The sequence below is a fragment of the Primorskyibacter flagellatus genome (genome assembly GCF_014638275.1).
Taxonomy (GTDB): Bacteria; Pseudomonadota; Alphaproteobacteria; order Rhodobacterales; family Rhodobacteraceae; genus Pseudooceanicola; species Pseudooceanicola flagellatus_A.
Genome location: NZ_BMFJ01000001.1, coordinates 1,975,693 through 1,991,673, shown reverse-complemented (window position 1 = coordinate 1,991,673; position 15,981 = coordinate 1,975,693). Strand labels below are relative to the sequence as shown.

Sequence of the window (15,981 nt, the reverse complement as noted above, 5' to 3'; positions counted from 1 at the left end):
TCCGGCCGAAAGAGGGCGCGGAGGAGGAGATTGCGCGGAATTGCCGGACCACATCCGGCGCGACCGCGGCGGAACCGGGGCACCTGCCGCAAAGGGGGCCAAAACCCGGCCGGAATCCGCCGGTCCGGCCCGCATCGCAGGCCCTTCCCCGCCTGTCCCGCGACCGCTAGGCTGGCAGCGCGACCGGACAAAGGGGCCACCATGAAACGCACGATCCTCATCACCGGGGCAAGTTCCGGCATCGGCGCGGCCTGCGCGCGCCTCGCGGCTGCCCGCGATACGCATCTCATACTGCATTATGGCCGCAACCGGACCGGGGCGGAGGACGTGGCAGATGCCGCCCGCATCAACGGGGCCGAGGTCACGCTGATTGGTGCCGACCTGTCCGACCCCGCCCAGATCGAACGGCTTGGGCAGGAGGCGGCGGAAAGCGACCCCGCCCTGCCGTTCCACCTGATCAACAACGCCGGGATCGTCGATGCCCGTGCCTCCCTCGAAGATCTGACGGCGGAACGGATGACGCGCATGTTCGCCGTCAATACCATCGGCGCGATCCTCGTGGCGCAGCAGGCGGTGGCGCTGATGCGGAGGCAGGGGCGGGGCGGCTCCATCGTCAACGTCTCCTCCGTCGCGGCGCGCAAGGGGATGGGCGGGCAGTACATGGACTACGCCGCCTCCAAGGCCGCGATCGACTGTTTCACCATCGGGCTGGCCGATGAACTCGCCCCCGAGCGCATCCGCGTCAACGCCGTCCGCCCCGGTCTGATCGAAACGGAGATTCACGCCAAGGGCGGCGAACCCGACCGCATGGCAAGGATCGGGCACGAGGTCCCGCTTGGTCGTCCCGGCACGGCGGAGGAGGTGGCGGAGTCGATCCTCTGGCTCCTCTCGGACAAGGCCAGCTACGTCACCCGGACCATCGTCGACGTCGCCGGCGGGCGCTGAACGTCAGACGGCCCGCCGGTGTCCCGACGGGCCGCGCATTGGCCATGGGCCGGATCAGTCCCTGCGGCGGCGCGCCAGCAGGCCGAACCCGGCGAAGGCGCCGATCATCAGCGGCAGGCCGGCCGGCAGCGGCACGGCGGGCGCGGTGACATCCATGCTCACCGCGTCGACATAAAGATCGCCGCCGACCTCGACCGATGTGAACCAGCCGTAACGGTTACCACCCACGACAGACGCCATCAGGTCGCCCGGGTTGTTGCGCGTTTCAGTGAACAGCAGGTTGCTGGCAGAGTCGTAGAGGTTCAGGTCCACCGCAAGCGACCCGCCGAGATCGTAGAAGCTGTGCTCGAACACGTACCAGCCCGATGTCGTGACCGTGTAGTGGTTGCCGGCCTCGATGCTCTCTTTCGGGATGAAGTCCGTATTGTTCGACCCGCCGACGAGGAGCGCGCCTGTCGAACTGTCCTGCGTCACGTGAAAGATGAAATCGCGCAGGTGGCTACCGGACTGCTGGTTCATAGCGACGGAATAGTCAAAGCCCGACCCTGCTGCCCAGCCCGTGTCCAGGTAGATCGCAGCCGAGGTCGTGAACGCGCCCGGAAAGACCGAGGACCCGCCCGAGAAGGTCGTTTAGGGGCCGTAGGGGGATTCCGTGATGCCCGCGAAACCGATGCCCTCGAAGGCGGCGATGCCGGTGGTCGCTTCGTCGGTCAGGGTGACGGTGCCGTAGTTGCCGCCGCTGGAAAAGCTGTGGCCCGGTCCGTTGAAACCTTCGAAATAGGTCTGCGTTGCCATGGCTGCGCCCGGCAGAAGAAGGGCTGCGCCGACAAGGCCGGCGGAAATGGATAGTCTGAACATGATTTATTGTCCCGATAAAAGTTACTCGAATGCAAATGCACCCTCAGGACCGTAAATTCGACAATTGAGATGCATCAATATTTCGAATTGCAAAGATGCATGTGCAATAAATGTCTTTCTGCAATGCGGCAGTTCTTCCAATGGATACAATGCCGGGGCGCGGGATTCATTGTCCCGGCGCCCCGTCGGAATATCGAATGATTACCCGAGTATCCGTCCGACCATTTCCCCGGTGTCCCGGCTCAGTTTCGGCAGCGCGGCAATTCGTTCCAGCTGCGCCTGCATCATCTCTTTCCGGTCCGCATCGTATCTCCGCCAGGTCTGGAAGGCCGAACACATCCGCGCCGTCGTCTGCGGGTTGAGCGGGTCGAGCCGGATCAGCCAGTCTGCCAGCAGACGGTATCCGTCCCCCGACGCATGGTGGAAACCGGCCTGGTTCATCGCCAGCGCACCGAAGACCGCGCGGAAGCGGTTCGGGTTGGTCAGGGTGAAGTCATCCCGCTCCGCCAGCGCGGCCGCGGTGGCCGCCGCCGCTTCGGGCCGGGCCTGGGCCACCTGGATCATGAACCACTTGTCCATCACCAGCCGTTCGTGGCGCCACTGATCCGCGAAGGCGGCAAGTTCCTCCGCCCCCTGTCCCGCGCCCAGAAGGGCCGACAGCGCGCCAAGCTGCTGTGTCATGTTGTCGGCAGCGGCGTATTGCGCCCGTGCCGCAGCGCCCCCGTCGGTGCGGGAGATCAGGGCCAGCAGGGCGTTCGTCAGCGCCCGCTTGCCCGCGGGCCCCGCCTCCGGGCTGTAGGGTCCGGTGACCAGATGGCGCGCGTAAAGCGCGGGAAGCGCGTCGGCCAGCACCTCTGCCACGGCAGAGCGCATTGCCTCGCGTCCTTCCCAGATCGCCTGCGGATCGGGGGTGCGCCCGGCATCGGCAAAGGCCTGCGCGAGGTCGTCCTCCGACGGCAGCGACAGGGCCAGCGCGCGGAAGGCCGGGTCCAGCGTTTCATCCGTCACCAGCGCACGCAGTCCGTCGAGATAGGCCGCGTCCGGCGACTGCCCGCCGCCGATCATCGCCACCAGCGCGGATTTTGCCAGCTGCCGCCCGGCCTCCCACCTGTTGAAGGGGTCGGTGTCATGCGCCAGCAGAAAGGCCCGCGCCGCATTATCCGTGGCGTGATCCAGTACGACCGGAGCGGAGAAACCGCGCAGGGGCGAGGGCACCGGTCGCGCCTTCAGCCCCTCGAACGCAAAGCTCTGCTCCCGCTCGGTCAGCTCGAGAAGGGTGGTCGGCACCACCTCCGCCCCAGAGGGGTCGAGAAGCCCGATGGCAAAGGGGATCACCTGCGGCTGCTTGTCGGTCTGGCCGGGCGTGTCGGGCAGGGTCTGCTTCAACGTCACGGTGTAGGTGCCGTCCGCATAGGAATCCGTCATCGTCACGACCGGGGTCCCGGCCTGGCTGTACCAGCGCTTGAACTGCGTCAGGTCGCGGCCCGTGGCATCCTCGAACACCTTCAGCCAGTCCTCGATCGTGCAGGCCTGCCCGTCGTGCCGGTCGAAATACAACTGTACCGCCTTGCCGTACCCGTCATCCCCGACCAGCCGCTTGAGCATTCCGATCACCTCGGCCCCCTTCTCATAGACGGTCGCGGTGTAGAAGTTGTTGATCTCCTTGAAGCTCTCCGGCCGTACCGGATGCGCCAGAGGTCCCCCGTCCTCGCGGAACTGTCGACCCCGCAGGTCCAGCACGTCGCTGATCCGCTTCACCGGCTCCGATCGCATGTCCGCGGTGAACTGGGCGTCGCGGAAGACTGTCAGCCCCTCTTTCAGGCACAGCTGGAACCAATCGCGGCAGGTGATGCGGTTGCCGGTCCAGTTGTGGAAGTACTCATGCGCGATGATCGCCTCGATCCGCTCGAAATTCGCGTCCGTCGCGGTTTCGGGGGACGCAAGAACGGCCGAGGAGTTGAAAATGTTCAGCCCCTTGTTCTCCATCGCCCCCATGTTGAAATCGTCGACCGCCACGATGTTGAAGATGTCGAGGTCGTATTCCCGCCCGTAGACGTCCTCGTCCCACTTCATCGACTTCTTCAGCGCCTCCATGGCAAAGTCGCACTTGTCCTCGTCGCCCTTCCTGACCCAGACGTTCAGCTCCACCGCCTTGCCGGACCGCGTCGTGAATGACCCCGGCAGCGCCAGCAGGTCACCAGCGACCAGCGCGAACAGGTAGGCAGGCTTGGGCCAGGGGTCGTGCCATTCGGCAAAGCCGTCGCCCTGCGCCACCCTGTTGCCGTTCGACAGCAGGACAGGCAGATCGGATTCGATGCGGACGGTGAAGACCGACATGACGTCGGGCCGGTCAGGGTAGTAGGTGATCTTGCGGAACCCCTGCGCCTCGCACTGGGTCGTGTACATCCCGTTGGAGAGATAGAGCCCCTCGAGCGCCGTGTTGGCCTCCGGCGCGATCTCCACCTCGGCTTCCCAGAGGAAGGGCCCGTCCGGCACCGCGCAGGTCAGGCCCTCCGGCGTCACCTCCGGCTTGACCTCCGCACCGTCGATCCTGGCGGAGATCAGCGTCAACTCCTCCCCCTCAAGGAAGAACGCGCGCGACATGGCCGCAGGGTTCGGTGCAAACCGGACGCGCGACAGAACGCGGGTCGAACGCGGGGCGAGGCGGAAGGTCAGATGCACCTCCTCCACCAGCCAGTTCGGAGGTGTATAGTCTGCGAGGTAGATCGTCGGGCTTTCGGCGTCCTTCATGGCGCTGCTCCTGCTGTCGGTTGGCGCCGTTGTCCCAGCCCGGCGGGAGGGATGCAAGGGGAGGGCGGCGGGCAGGGGGGTGGCGAAGGCGGGGTACTGTCACGATACCGCGATCCGAGGGGGCGGTGGACCTCATCGCCCCGACGCGCGTTGTCCTCCCAAGCACAGAGCAAAGGAGACAGCCATGTCCGCACCTACCACCAACGTCGAACGTCAGGCCAGCCGCCACCGCGGACCGATCTGGGGCATCATCGCCGCGCTGCTGTTCGGCGGCATCATGGGTGCCGCCATCACCGTGGCCGCAACCGACGGTTCCGCCCCCTCAGGGTCCGATGTCCAGATCGACGGGCGCACGGGGGCTACCGAACCCGCCGATTGACGGGTAGCCCGCACTTCGTCCCGAATAACAGTCATCCTCGGGTGCGACCCGAGGATCACGCACATCCCCCGTCGTTCCCGGCCCAAGGGACGATAGCTGCCTGCGCAAGCACGAACGCCCGCCCTTTGCACATTTGACGGGCCTTCACAGGGGCATCTGCACCTGCGCACAGTGTCGGCCATTTCCCGGAGGCCTGTTTCTGTATATATTTTGTGACAGAAACAGCCCCGGACCCAACATGTCACGCCCCCGCATCGGCATCATCACCAATCTGCATATCGTCAACGACAGCTACCGCACCCATGCCGGCGGAGTGATGAACTCTGCCGCCGTGGCCGAGGCCTCGGGCGGGATGCCGCTGTTGATCCCCGCCGACCCTGCCATGGTGACGGTCGAGGACCTGCTCGACACCTTCGACGGCTTCGTCCTGACCGGCGGCCGCCCGAACGTGCACCCCGAGGAATACGGCGAATGCGAAACCGCCGCACATGGCACCTTCGACCGCTGCCGGGATGCGATAACCCTGCCGCTGGTCCGGGCCTGCGTGGAGCGCGGACAGCCGTTTCTTGGCATATGCCGCGGGTTCCAGGAGGTCGCGGTCGCCATGGGCTCCTGCCTGCATCCCGAAATCCGCGACCTGCCGGGCCGGATGAACCATCGCATGCCTCCGGACGGCACGCTGGAGGAGAAATTCGCCCTGCGCCACAAGGTGACGGTGACTGAAGGCGGGCCTTTCCACCGTGTCTTCGGCGCGACGGAGGTCATGACCAACACCCTGCATGGCCAGGGCGTCATCCGCGCCGGCGAACGCTTCGTCATCGACGGCACCGCCCCGGACGGCACGCCGGAGGCCGCCTATGTGAAGGACGCGCCGGGGTTCACTCTCTCCGTTCAGTGGCACCCGGAATACAAGGCGGCGGAGGACCCGGTGTCCAAGCCGCTTTTCGCCGCGTTCGGCGAGGCCGCGCGGGCGTGGATGGAACGCCGCCAGCCCCTGCGGCTGGCAAGGAGTGCATGAGCGGGTTCCGGGAACGGTGGTGGGCTGAAAGCCCACCCTACGCATGCGGCAAGCGCCGCGACGGCCAGTAGGCCACCATCCACCATCCCGCTCCCCAACACTCCGCGTAGGCCGGGCTTCAGCCCGGCACCCGGCACCCCCTCACGTCACGAAATCGAATTCCCCCGCGAGCGGCAGGGTCCGCGCCCGCTTCCCCGTCAGGTCGAACAGCGCATTCGCCAGCGCCGCCGCTGCCGGAGGGGTCCCGGGTTCCCCGATCCCGCTGATCCGGTGGCCGCTCTCCACGATCCGGATGTCCACAACCTCGGGCATCGTGTGCATCCGGATCGCGTCATAATCGTAGTAATTCAGCTGCTCCGCCGCGCCGTCCGCGAAGGTGATCTGCTGGTGCAGCGCCGCTGACAGCCCGTAGGCAAGACCGCCGAACAGCTGCGCCTTCACGTTGTCCGGGTCCAGCGCAAGCCCCGGATCCGCCGCGATCCAGGCCTTGGCAATCCTGATCCCGGCGTCGGTCTGGTGCACCTCGATCACCTCCGCCACCGGCGTGCCGAAGGAATAACAGAAGGCCACGCCGCGTCCCACGCCCTCCGGCGTCGCCCCGGTCCAGCCCGAGGCCTCCCTGACCGCCTCAAGCACCCCTGCTGACCGCGCGTCCTCGCCCCGCATCAGCGCCAGCCGGAATTCCAGCGGGTCGGCTCCGGCGGCATGCGCCATCTCATCCATGAAACTGTCCAGGAAGAAGCCGTTGACCGAGGCCCCGACCGACCGCCACGGGCCGACCGGCAGGCCGAATTTGGCCAAGTACCCGCGTACCCGCGCATTCGGGATCGCATAGGGCTGGTCGAATGCGCCTTCCACGTGGATCTTGTCCGGCCCCGGAGGCGCCATGCCGACGAGGATCTCCATGTAGGACGCCGTCGCCGACTGCCCGGCGATCTTCCCGTCCAGCAGCACGGCCGTCCCGTCCTTCACCCCGCCCCGGAACGAGGCGATCGCGCCGGGCCGGTAGAAGCCGTGGGTCATGTCCTCCTCCCGCGACCAGAGCAGCTGGACCGGAACGCCCGGCAGCTTCACCGCCAGCCGCGCGGCATAGGCGGTGAAATCCGTGTAGCCCCGCCGCCCGAACCCGCCGCCCATGAGGGTGGTGTGCATGGTCACGGCTTCCTCCGGCAGACCGGCCTCGGCAGCGGCGGCGCGGCGGCAGTGGATGGGTAGCTGGTTGCCCGACCAGATCTCCATCCGGTCGCCATGGTAGACGGCGGTGCCCGACAGCGGCTCCATCTGCGCATGGCTCAGGTAGGGCACGCGGTAGTCGGCCAGGACCTCCGTTGCGCCCTCGGGCATCGTGTCTGCATCGCCGTTGTCAAGCAGGGCAGAGTTCGCGTCGCCCTCCATCGCGCGGGCGAAGGCGTCGTACATCTCTTCCGTCGTGGCGGGGTAGGGGCCCTCGGCCCAGTCGAAGACCACAGCCTCCGCCCCCTGCATGGCCGACCACGAATTCGTCGCGACCACCGCCACCCCGTCGCCAAGGTCCACGACCTGCTCGACCCCCGGCACCTCCAGCGCCGCCGCCGGGTCGAAGCCCTTCATCGCGCCGCCCTGGTACGGGTTCCGCTTGAGAGCCGCGAACTTCATGCCCGGCAGGCGTACGTCGATGGAGAACTCAGCCGTCCCGGTCGCCTTTGGCATCTGGTCTTCGCGCGGCTGGCTCTTGCCAAGGTAGCGCCAGTCGGACCGGGGCCGCAGATCGGCCGTCACCGGGTCAAGCTCTGCGGCCTCAACCGCCAGCTCCGTGTAGGGCAGGCGGGTGCCGTCCGGCGCGACCACGGCGCCATCCTCGGTCTTCAGCGATGACCGGGACACCCCGAACCGCCGCGCCGCAGCCTCCTTCAGCGTCTCGCGGGCAGAGGCCCCGGCGTGGCGCATCTTTTCGAACCCGTCGACGGTGGAGGTCGATCCGCCGGTGACCTGCATGTCGAAGAACTTGCCGACCACGGTCAGCTGGTTGCCGATCGTCTCGGCCCAGCCCGACACCTTGTATTCCGGCATCGGCAGCGCCTGCGCGCCCATGCCCCGGTTGTAATAGGCCTTGCCCGGAGGACCGTGTTCGATGCGCAGGGCGTCGGGCGCGATGTCCAGCTCCTCTGCCACCAGCGTGGCCCAGGTGGTGCGCACGCCCTGACCCATTTCGGCCTTGGGGACGATCACCGTGACGCCCTCGCCGTCGATCAGCACGAAGGGGTTCAGCGCGACCTCGCCCTCCCCCGGCACAAGCGGGTTGGGCGCGGGGCGGCGGGCGGCGTAGACCCCGAAGGCCACGCCGCCGGCGATGGCGGCGGATCCGATCAGGAAGGAACGGCGGGCGATCTTGCCGATGCGGCTCATGGCTCAGGCTCCCTGCATCTGCTTGGCGGCGTCGTGGATAGCAGAACGTATCCGCGGATAAGTTCCACAGCGGCAGAGGTTGCCGGCCATCGCCTCGTCGATCTCCTCGTCCGTCGGTTCGGGCGTTACTGCCAGTAGCGCTGCCGCCTGCATGATCTGCCCGGACTGGCAGTAGCCGCACTGTGCCACCTGATGATCCACCCAGGCCTGCTGCAGGATCGCCATGTCTTCCGGCGTGCCGAGCCCCTCGATCGTCGTGACCTCGCCCCAGACATCGCCAAGCGCGACCTGGCAGGACCGCACGGCTTCCCCGTCGATATGCACGGTACAGGCCCCGCAGGCCGCAACGCCGCAGCCGTACTTGGTGCCGGTCATGTTCAGCCCGTCGCGCAGCGCCCAGAGCAGGGGCACCTCGTCGGGCAGGTCGACGCTGTGCGCGGTGCCGTTGATCGTCAGATTGGCCATGGAATCGCCTCCGGTTGAACGTGATGACAAAATGTGGCGAAAGTGTCAGTGTGTCAATTGACAAAATCTACGGGATCTGTCAGATCATCAGGGATGTTCCTGCAACTGCCCGATGACATTGATGAAAAACAGGCGCGCATCCTGAATGCGGCGCTTGGCGTCTTTGCGGCCTACGGGCTGAAACGCTCGTCGATGGAGGATATCGCGGCGGCCGCCGGCATGTCCCGCGCGGCGCTTTACCAGCACTTCCGAAACAAGGAAGACATCCTTTCGACCGGTGTGCGCATCTTCTTCGCCAAGGCGGTTGAGGATCTGGCAACCGCCCTGTCCTCCGGTGCGACGCTTGAGGAGGCGATCCGCCTCGGCTGCTTCTCCACCGCCGGGGACATGGCGCGCTTCCTGCTCGACAGCCCGCACGGAGAGGAGATGTTGCAGATCAAGACCGGCGAGATTGCCGCGCTGGTCGCCGAAGGTGACGCACGTATGCACGGCGTCTGGACCGAGTGGCTGCGGCGTGAGGCCGCCGCCGGGCGGGTTCGCCTGCCCGAGGGCGGCGCGGCGGCAGCCGCGACCGCGATCATCGCCGGGCAATACGGACAGAAGGCCAGCGCAACGGGCTATGACGACTACGTCGCCCGGCTGGCGGTCTATGCGGATCTGATGGGGCGCGCGCTCAGGGGCTGAGGGCAGGCCGGGCTCCCCTGAGTCCCGTCATCCTCGGGCCTGACCCGAGGATCTCTTGCCATCTGTCGCCATCATTCACCGCCGACCCATCCGGATGCGCGCTGGTCGGGGAGATCCCCGGGTCAAGCCCGAGGATGACGCGGCGCGAGCCGATAAACCGTCCTCACACCTGCCCGCCACCGATCAGGACCTCCGTCCCGTTCGTGCTTTCCGACAGCGGATTGCATAGCCACAGCGCCGCGGCACCGATTTCCTCGGGCGTGATCAGGCGCTTGTGTCGGTTGAGGTTGATCATCATGTCCCGCGCTTCCTGCTCGCTCACCCCCGCACGCTGAGAGATGGAGTCGGTGTTCCGCGTCACGATCGGCGTGTCCACATAGCCCGGGCAGATCGAATTGAACGTATAGGGCTCGCCGAGGAAATCCTCTGCGAACGACCGGATCATGCCGATCACCCCGTGCTTGGAGGCCGCGTAGGCACCGGCCCCCGCCGATCCGCGCACCCCGGCGATGGACGACACGGCGATCACCCGGCCCCAGTCCGTCGTCATCATCGATTTGAGGCTCTCGCGCACCGTGTAGAAGCATCCGTCGAGGTTGGTCGACATGATCTTGCGCCAGAACTCCGACGAGGTCTTGTGCAGCTTCTTCCCCTCCGCGATCCCCGCGTTGGCCACGCATATCTGGATCGGACCGCGCGCCGCGACCGCCTCGGCCGTCACGCCGACGATCTGGGATTCGTCGGTCACGTCCATGACCATCGGGAACATGCCTGGCTCCGCCACCTGTTCCAGAACCTCCATGCGGCGACCGGTGATGGTGACCTGCGCCCCCTCGGACACCAGAGCCCGCGCAATCGCAAGGCCGATCCCCGTCCCGCCCCCGGTGACGATGGCGTGTTTTCCCGAAAGCATCATGACCGCGCTCCTCCATCCTGCGGAAATTCCTTCCGCAGACCATAGGGGCCGCCCTCCAAAGCGCAAGGCCGCACCGTCTGCTGGCGCTAACAGGGGCAACTGCCTTGCAAAGCGCAGGAATCCGGTTGTTCGGATACCGCCGCCTCCGTACTGTCGGCACCGAGGATCACGCGGGATTTGACTCTGCGGTGCAGAACGGGCAAACGGCTCGGGATGTCCGCGCAAGATTGTTGCGCGATCACAGGCTCAGACTGTCGGAATATTCCGGCAAGACCCGTTGTTCAAAAGGGGGACGACACAGGTGAAGATCGGAACGCCCAAGGAAGTGTTCGAAGGCGAGAACCGCGTCGCGATGACGCCGGACTCCGCCGCGCAGCTTCAGAAGCTCGGCCATGAGTGCCTCATCGAATCCGGGGCGGGCACCGCCGCCGGGTTTGCCGACGCGCTGTACGAGGCCGCCGGGGTCACGGTGGTCAAGACCGCCGCCGCGCTCTGGAAAGAGGCCGACATCATCGCCAAGGTCCGCCAGCCGAACGAGACAGAGCTGAAGCGCCTCACCGCCGACAAGACCCTGATCTCCTTCTTCAACCCGGCGGGCAATGAAACCGGGATGGAGCAGGCGAAGGCCAAGGGCGCCACCGTCATCGCGATGGAGATGGTGCCTCGCATCAGCCGCGCGCAAAAGATGGACGCGCTGTCGTCCATGGCCAACATCGCCGGCTACCGCGCGGTGATCGAGGCCGGGAACAACTTCGGCCGCTTCTTCACCGGTCAGGTCACGGCGGCGGGCAAGGTGCCCCCGGCCAAGGTCCTCATCGTCGGCGCGGGCGTCGCCGGTCTGGCGGCCATCGGGACCTCGACAAGCCTCGGCGCGATCACCTACGCCTTCGACGTGCGCCCGGAAGTGGCCGAACAGGTCGAATCCATGGGCGCCGAATTCGTCTACCTCGACTTCGAGGAGGCGCAGCAGGATGGCGCGGCGACCGGCGGATACGCCTCCGTATCCAGCCCCGAATTCCGCGAGGCGCAGCTGGCAAAGTTCCGCGAACTCGCGCCCGAGATGGACATTGTCATCACCACGGCCCTCATCCCGAACCGCCCCGCGCCGAAGCTCTGGCTCGAGGATATGGTCAAGGCGATGAAGCCCGGATCGGTGATTGTCGACCTCGCGGCTGAACGCGGCGGCAACGTCGAAGGGACGGTGATGGACGAAAAGGTCGTGACCGACAACGGCGTCACGATCATCGGCTACACGGATTTCCCGAGCCGCATGGCCGCCCAGTCCTCCAGCCTCTACGCCACCAACATCCGTCACATGATGACCGACCTCACGCCCGAAAAGGACGGCGTGGTCAATCACAACATGGAAGACGACGTGATCCGGGGCGCCACCGTGACCCATAAAGGAGAGATCACCTGGCCGCCCCCGCCGCCGAAGGTCGCCGCCATCGCGGCCCAGAAGCCAAAGGAGAAGGCAAGGGAACTGACGGCGGAGGAGAAGCGCGCGAACGAAGTCGCCGCCTTCAAGAAGCAGACCCGCAGCCAGGTCACGATGCTGGCCGTCGGCGCGGTGATCCTGCTGGCCATCGGTCTGGTTGCCCCCGCGTCCTTCATGCAGCACTTCATCGTCTTCGTGCTGTCGGTCTTCATCGGCTTCCAGGTGATCTGGAACGTGTCGCATTCCCTGCACACGCCGCTGATGGCCGTCACCAACGCGATTTCGTCGATCATCATCCTCGGCGCGCTGATGCAGATCGGATCGGGCAGCTTCCTCGTGATCCTGCTGGCCGCACTGTCGGTCTTCATGGCCGGGATCAACATCTTCGGCGGCTTCCTCGTCACCCGGCGCATGCTCGCCATGTTCCAGAAATCGTAAGGAGGCCGGGATTATGGACTTCGGATTCACCACCGCGGCCTATGTCGTCGCCGCCGTTCTCTTCATCCTGTCGCTTGGCGGGCTGTCGGGCCAGGAAAGCGCCAAGCGCGCCGTCTGGTACGGCATCGCAGGCATGGCGCTGGCGGTCTTCGCCACGCTGATCGGCCCCGGCTCGGGCCTCTGGCTACTGTCGCTGATCCTGATCGCGGCAGGCGGGGCTATCGGCTACATGGTCGCCATGCGCGTTCAGATGACCGAGATGCCGCAACTGGTTGCCGCGATGCACTCCCTCGTCGGTCTGGCGGCCGTCTTCGTGGGCTATAACGCGCATATCGAACTCGCCCGCGTTTCCGGCATGGAGGCCGAGGCGCGCGAGGCGCTCAAGGGCTTCGCCGCCCTCGTCGCCCACAAGACGCCCGTAGAGATCGGCATCCTGAAGGTCGAACTGTTCCTCGGCGTCTTCATCGGGGCCGTGACCTTCACCGGCTCGGTCATCGCCTACGGAAAGCTGGCGGGCAAGGTCACCTCGCAGGCGAAGAAACTGCCCGGCGGCCATATCCTGAACGCGGCGGCTGCGGGCCTCTCGGTCATCTGCCTGCTCTGGTACGCCAACACCGGCGGCTTCTTCCCGCTGTTCCTGATGACGCTGGCCGCGCTCTTCATCGGCTACCACCTCATCATGGGGATTGGCGGGGCGGACATGCCGGTCGTGGTGTCCATGCTCAACAGCTATTCGGGCTGGGCTGCGGCGGCCATCGGCTTCTCGCTCGGCAACGACCTGCTGATCGTGGTCGGCGCGCTGGTCGGTTCTTCGGGTGCGATCCTGTCCTACATCATGTGCAAGGCGATGAACCGCAGCTTCGTCTCGGTCATCCTCGGCGGCTTCGGCGGCTCTGCCGGTCCGGCGATGGAGGTCGAGGGCGAACAGGTGGCGATCGACGTCGACGGCGTCGCCTCCGCGCTGGAAGAAGCCGACAGCGTCATCATCGTCCCCGGCTACGGCATGGCGGTCGCGCAGGCGCAGCAGAACGTCGCGGAACTGACCCGCAAGCTGCGCGGCAAGGGGAAAGAGGTGCGCTTCGCCATCCACCCCGTCGCCGGACGTCTGCCGGGCCACATGAACGTGCTGCTGGCCGAGGCCAAGGTGCCCTACGATATCGTGCTGGAGATGGACGAGATCAACGAGGACTTCCCCGACACGGACGTCGTCATCGTCATCGGCTCCAACGACATCGTGAACCCGGCGGCGCAGGACGACCCGAACTCTCCGATCGCGGGCATGCCGGTGCTGGAGGTCTGGAAGGCCAAGCAGGTCTTCGTTTCCAAGCGGGGGCAGGGCACGGGGTACTCGGGGATCGAGAACCCGCTGTTCTACAAGGACAACACGCGGATGTACTACGGCGACGCCAAGGACTCGGTCGGGGCGCTCCTGAACAAGCTGGGCTGACCCCCCCCCTTGAAAGACATGCGAAGGGCGGCTTGCGGGCCGCCCTTTGTCATGCGCCGCAGGGGCTCTGCCCCGACCACGCCCGGCGGGCCTGCTCCGCCTTGGATATTTGCGAGACCAAAGAGGCGGGAACCAATGCGCCGCGGCCCCGGTTTGTCTGGCACCACGTCAGGAGGGCGGCAGATGATCCGCAAGGGAACCGAAGTGAGCTGGGACTGGGGCGATGGCACCGCTACCGGCAAGGTCGAGGATACCGTCACCGATACGCTCACCCGCAGGATCAAGGGGAGCGAGGTCACCCGCCACGGCACGAAGGACGACCCCGCCCTTCTCATCCGGCAGGAGGACGGCACCAAGGTGCTCAAGCTCCGCTCCGAGGTGGAGCGCGCCTGAACCATGGCGCTGGTCTATTACCCCGACGACCGGCCCGGCATCACCCGCCGCCGTCACGGACGCGGCTTCACCTATCGCGCGCCGGACGGCACTACTATCGCCCGCGGCGCGGAACGCACCCGTCTTGAGGCGATGGCGGTGCCACCCGCCTATGACCGGGTCTGGATGACGCCGCTCGACAACGGGCACCTGATGGCCACCGGCTACGACGCCCGTGCCCGCAAGCAGTACCGCTATCACCCCGACTGGTCGGCGGCGAAGGCGGCGGAGAAGTTCGCCGCTTTGCCCGCCTTCGGAGAGGCGCTGCCCCGGATCCGCGGCCGGATCTCGCGCGATCTGAACAACCGGGAGGCCGGCGACGAACGTTTTGCCCTCGCCGCCGCCCTGCTGCTGATCGACGAGACCGCAATGCGGGTTGGCAACGATGTCTACGCGGCGGAGAACGGAACCTACGGTGCCACCACTTTGCAGCGCCGTCACCTGCGCCTGCGCGACGCCGGGCTGGACCTGAGCTGGACCGCGAAGGGCGGCCAGAAGGTCCGGCGGCGCATCCGGTCCAAGCGGCTGATGCGGGCGCTGCAGGCCGCGCGGGACCTGCCGGGGGCGGAGCTGTTCACCTGGATCGGTCCGGAGGGAGATCTCCGCCGGGTCACCTCCACCTCGCTCAACAACTATCTCGCGGAAATCGGCGGGGAGGAGGGCTTCACCGCCAAGACCTTCCGGACCTGGGCCGGTAGCCTTGCCGCCTACGACTGTCACCGGAGAGAGGGGGAGGGGGCGACCATCCGCTCCATGACCGAAGCGGCAGCTGCGGCGCTGGCGAATACGCCAGCCATCGCGCGGACCTCCTACGTGCACCCGGCGGTCATCGACCTGGCCGGAAACGAAGCCGCGCCGCTGCCAGAGGCGCGGCGCGGTCTGTCCAGGGCGGAAACCGGTCTGCTGGAGCTGCTGAGCTGAGACGGCGCGCCGTTCAGCCGTGACGCAGCTGTGCCAGGGTCCGGCGGTGGTTGAAGGTCATCAGCACCGCGACGGTGAAGACGCCGAAGGCCACGATGGCCACCATGATCGACAGGAAGGACCCGCCGATCCCCGCGACCGCACCTTCGACGAAGTCGAGCGACGTGCTGGCCATCGCCACAAAGTGCAGGCCGCAGACCCCGACGATGATGCCGAGCGCCTTCTGCATCTGGATGCCTGCGCCCGGGCCCTCAAGGCTCAGCGCCCAGGAGAACGCGCCGGCACCAAGCAGCAGGCCGAAGATCAGCACGAAGGGATCGTAGGTCGGCAGGCAGTTCATCAGCGCGGACATGCCGGTCATGTGCATCGCCCCGACGCCGAGCCCGGCGATGACGCCCAGGCCCGCGCGGATCATCGGCGCGTCGAAGAAGACGGTGGCCGCAACCGGCAGGCCGATCGCCAGCACGCCGACCGCGATGGAGATCAGCGTGATCGTCAGGTCATAGGTCAGCGCCGCATCCGGACGATAGCCGATCATGGCGACGAAATGCGTGGTCCAGACGCCGACACCGGCCACCACGGCCAGCCAGACGGCGGCGAACAGGCGCTGCTGATGCGACGCGATGTCGAGATTGCGCATCAGAAGCAGCAGCGTGGCCGCGGTCAGGGTGCACACCCCGGCCGCAGCCGCAATGAAGTTGGGGCGGGTTTCCAGGATGCCCTGGATGAGGGTTCCGATCACGTGGACTGCTCCGTCTCATGGTGAAAGTTGTCGTTGGGACTATTGTTTTTCTTGAATATATCCCCTGTTTGCCAGAAAAGTGCAACCAGACCGTTAACAACGGTGCCGGAATACCCGCAGTTGTCGAAGAATGTGTGCCCCGCTTGCGTCAGTGACGTAAGG

The 15,981-nt window shown here is 66.5% G+C and carries 15 protein-coding genes; 8 read left to right on the top strand and 7 right to left on the bottom strand.

The genetic code is table 11. The features are described 5' to 3' along the window. Window positions 1-201: 201 nt before the first annotated feature. Window positions 202-945 (top strand): SDR family oxidoreductase, encoded by a 744-nt coding sequence (locus IEV87_RS09875; RefSeq protein ID WP_188477524.1) that lies wholly within the window; start codon window positions 202-204, stop codon window positions 943-945. A 54-nt stretch (window positions 946-999) separates the two neighbouring features. Here the strand turns inward: IEV87_RS09875 and IEV87_RS09870 are convergent, their stop codons facing one another. From IEV87_RS09870 to pepN, 3 genes are all read right to left on the bottom strand, one after another. Continuing rightward, window positions 1,000-1,464, bottom strand: a complete 465-nt coding sequence (locus IEV87_RS09870) for a VPLPA-CTERM sorting domain-containing protein (protein ID WP_188477523.1) — start codon at window positions 1,462-1,464, stop codon at window positions 1,000-1,002. A 111-nt stretch (window positions 1,465-1,575) separates the two neighbouring features. After that, the gene (locus IEV87_RS09865; RefSeq protein WP_188477522.1) at window positions 1,576-1,803 is read right to left on the bottom strand and encodes a hypothetical protein; all 228 of its coding nucleotides are present in this window, start codon (window positions 1,801-1,803) and stop codon (window positions 1,576-1,578) included. Between the two features lie 201 nt (window positions 1,804-2,004). Next, window positions 2,005-4,554, bottom strand: coding sequence for an aminopeptidase N (pepN, locus tag IEV87_RS09860; RefSeq protein WP_188477521.1), 2,550 nt, complete (start codon window positions 4,552-4,554; stop codon window positions 2,005-2,007). 184 nt (window positions 4,555-4,738) lie between these two features. Here pepN and IEV87_RS09855 point away from each other — a divergent pair, with 184 nt between their 5' ends. Together IEV87_RS09855 and IEV87_RS09850 are read left to right on the top strand one after the other, a co-directional pair. Continuing rightward, window positions 4,739-4,933: a hypothetical protein gene (locus IEV87_RS09855; protein WP_188477520.1), complete on the top strand. Its 195-nt coding sequence runs from the start codon at window positions 4,739-4,741 to the stop codon at window positions 4,931-4,933. 238 nt (window positions 4,934-5,171) lie between these two features. Continuing rightward, window positions 5,172-5,951 carry a gamma-glutamyl-gamma-aminobutyrate hydrolase family protein gene (locus IEV87_RS09850; protein WP_188477519.1) on the top strand — a complete coding sequence of 260 codons (780 nt, stop codon included), beginning with the start codon at window positions 5,172-5,174 and terminating at the stop codon, window positions 5,949-5,951. 141 nt (window positions 5,952-6,092) lie between these two features. Here the strand turns inward: IEV87_RS09850 and IEV87_RS09845 are convergent, their stop codons facing one another. Beyond that, the gene (locus tag IEV87_RS09845; RefSeq protein ID WP_188477518.1) at window positions 6,093-8,336 is read right to left on the bottom strand and encodes a xanthine dehydrogenase family protein molybdopterin-binding subunit; all 2,244 of its coding nucleotides are present in this window, start codon (window positions 8,334-8,336) and stop codon (window positions 6,093-6,095) included. A gap of 3 nt (window positions 8,337-8,339) precedes the next feature. Further along, a complete protein-coding gene (locus tag IEV87_RS09840) occupies window positions 8,340-8,801 on the bottom strand; it encodes a (2Fe-2S)-binding protein (RefSeq protein WP_188477517.1) in 462 nt (153 codons plus the stop codon). Between the two features lie 93 nt (window positions 8,802-8,894). Here IEV87_RS09840 and IEV87_RS09835 point away from each other — a divergent pair, with 93 nt between their 5' ends. After that, window positions 8,895-9,485, top strand: a complete 591-nt coding sequence (locus IEV87_RS09835; protein WP_188477516.1) for a TetR/AcrR family transcriptional regulator — start codon at window positions 8,895-8,897, stop codon at window positions 9,483-9,485. Between the two features lie 163 nt (window positions 9,486-9,648). On the opposite strand, the gene IEV87_RS09830 is transcribed toward IEV87_RS09835, so the two are convergent. Next, window positions 9,649-10,401, bottom strand: a complete 753-nt coding sequence (locus IEV87_RS09830) for an SDR family NAD(P)-dependent oxidoreductase (protein ID WP_188477515.1) — start codon at window positions 10,399-10,401, stop codon at window positions 9,649-9,651. Window positions 10,402-10,702: 301 nt separating this feature from the next. Here IEV87_RS09830 and IEV87_RS09825 point away from each other — a divergent pair, with 301 nt between their 5' ends. The 4 genes from IEV87_RS09825 (at window position 10,703) to IEV87_RS09810 (ending at window position 15,077) form a co-directional block, all read left to right on the top strand. After that, window positions 10,703-12,277, top strand: coding sequence for a Re/Si-specific NAD(P)(+) transhydrogenase subunit alpha (locus IEV87_RS09825; protein ID WP_188477514.1), 1,575 nt, complete (start codon window positions 10,703-10,705; stop codon window positions 12,275-12,277). A 13-nt stretch (window positions 12,278-12,290) separates the two neighbouring features. Continuing rightward, entirely contained in the window at window positions 12,291-13,724 is a 1,434-nt protein-coding gene (locus IEV87_RS09820; protein WP_188477513.1) for an NAD(P)(+) transhydrogenase (Re/Si-specific) subunit beta, read from the top strand. A 183-nt stretch (window positions 13,725-13,907) separates the two neighbouring features. Continuing rightward, window positions 13,908-14,117, top strand: coding sequence for a DUF2945 domain-containing protein (locus tag IEV87_RS09815; RefSeq protein WP_188477512.1), 210 nt, complete (start codon window positions 13,908-13,910; stop codon window positions 14,115-14,117). Between the two features lie 3 nt (window positions 14,118-14,120). After that, window positions 14,121-15,077, top strand: a complete 957-nt coding sequence (locus IEV87_RS09810) for a DNA topoisomerase IB (RefSeq protein WP_188477511.1) — start codon at window positions 14,121-14,123, stop codon at window positions 15,075-15,077. Between the two features lie 13 nt (window positions 15,078-15,090). On the opposite strand, the gene IEV87_RS09805 is transcribed toward IEV87_RS09810, so the two are convergent. Beyond that, window positions 15,091-15,819, bottom strand: coding sequence for an MHYT domain-containing protein (locus IEV87_RS09805; protein ID WP_188477510.1), 729 nt, complete (start codon window positions 15,817-15,819; stop codon window positions 15,091-15,093). Window positions 15,820-15,981: the final 162 nt, after the last annotated feature.

Excerpts from the sequence above, each read along its gene's own strand:
- IEV87_RS09875 (WP_188477524.1), top strand. The coding sequence starts at position 202 with ATGAAACGCACGATCCTCATCACCGGGGCAAGTTCCGGCATCGGCGCG.
- IEV87_RS09870 (WP_188477523.1), bottom strand. The coding sequence starts at position 1,464 with ATGAACCAGCAGTCCGGTAGCCACCTGCGCGATTTCATCTTTCACGTG.
- IEV87_RS09865 (WP_188477522.1), bottom strand. The coding sequence starts at position 1,803 with ATGTTCAGACTATCCATTTCCGCCGGCCTTGTCGGCGCAGCCCTTCTT.
- pepN (WP_188477521.1), bottom strand. The coding sequence starts at position 4,554 with ATGAAGGACGCCGAAAGCCCGACGATCTACCTCGCAGACTATACACCT.
- IEV87_RS09855 (WP_188477520.1), top strand. The coding sequence starts at position 4,739 with ATGTCCGCACCTACCACCAACGTCGAACGTCAGGCCAGCCGCCACCGC.
- IEV87_RS09850 (WP_188477519.1), top strand. The coding sequence starts at position 5,172 with ATGTCACGCCCCCGCATCGGCATCATCACCAATCTGCATATCGTCAAC.
- IEV87_RS09845 (WP_188477518.1), bottom strand. The coding sequence starts at position 8,336 with ATGAGCCGCATCGGCAAGATCGCCCGCCGTTCCTTCCTGATCGGATCC.
- IEV87_RS09840 (WP_188477517.1), bottom strand. The coding sequence starts at position 8,801 with ATGGCCAATCTGACGATCAACGGCACCGCGCACAGCGTCGACCTGCCC.
- IEV87_RS09835 (WP_188477516.1), top strand. The coding sequence starts at position 8,895 with ATGTTCCTGCAACTGCCCGATGACATTGATGAAAAACAGGCGCGCATC.
- IEV87_RS09830 (WP_188477515.1), bottom strand. The coding sequence starts at position 10,401 with ATGATGCTTTCGGGAAAACACGCCATCGTCACCGGGGGCGGGACGGGG.
- IEV87_RS09820 (WP_188477513.1), top strand. The coding sequence starts at position 12,291 with ATGGACTTCGGATTCACCACCGCGGCCTATGTCGTCGCCGCCGTTCTC.
- IEV87_RS09815 (WP_188477512.1), top strand. The coding sequence starts at position 13,908 with ATGATCCGCAAGGGAACCGAAGTGAGCTGGGACTGGGGCGATGGCACC.
- IEV87_RS09810 (WP_188477511.1), top strand. The coding sequence starts at position 14,121 with ATGGCGCTGGTCTATTACCCCGACGACCGGCCCGGCATCACCCGCCGC.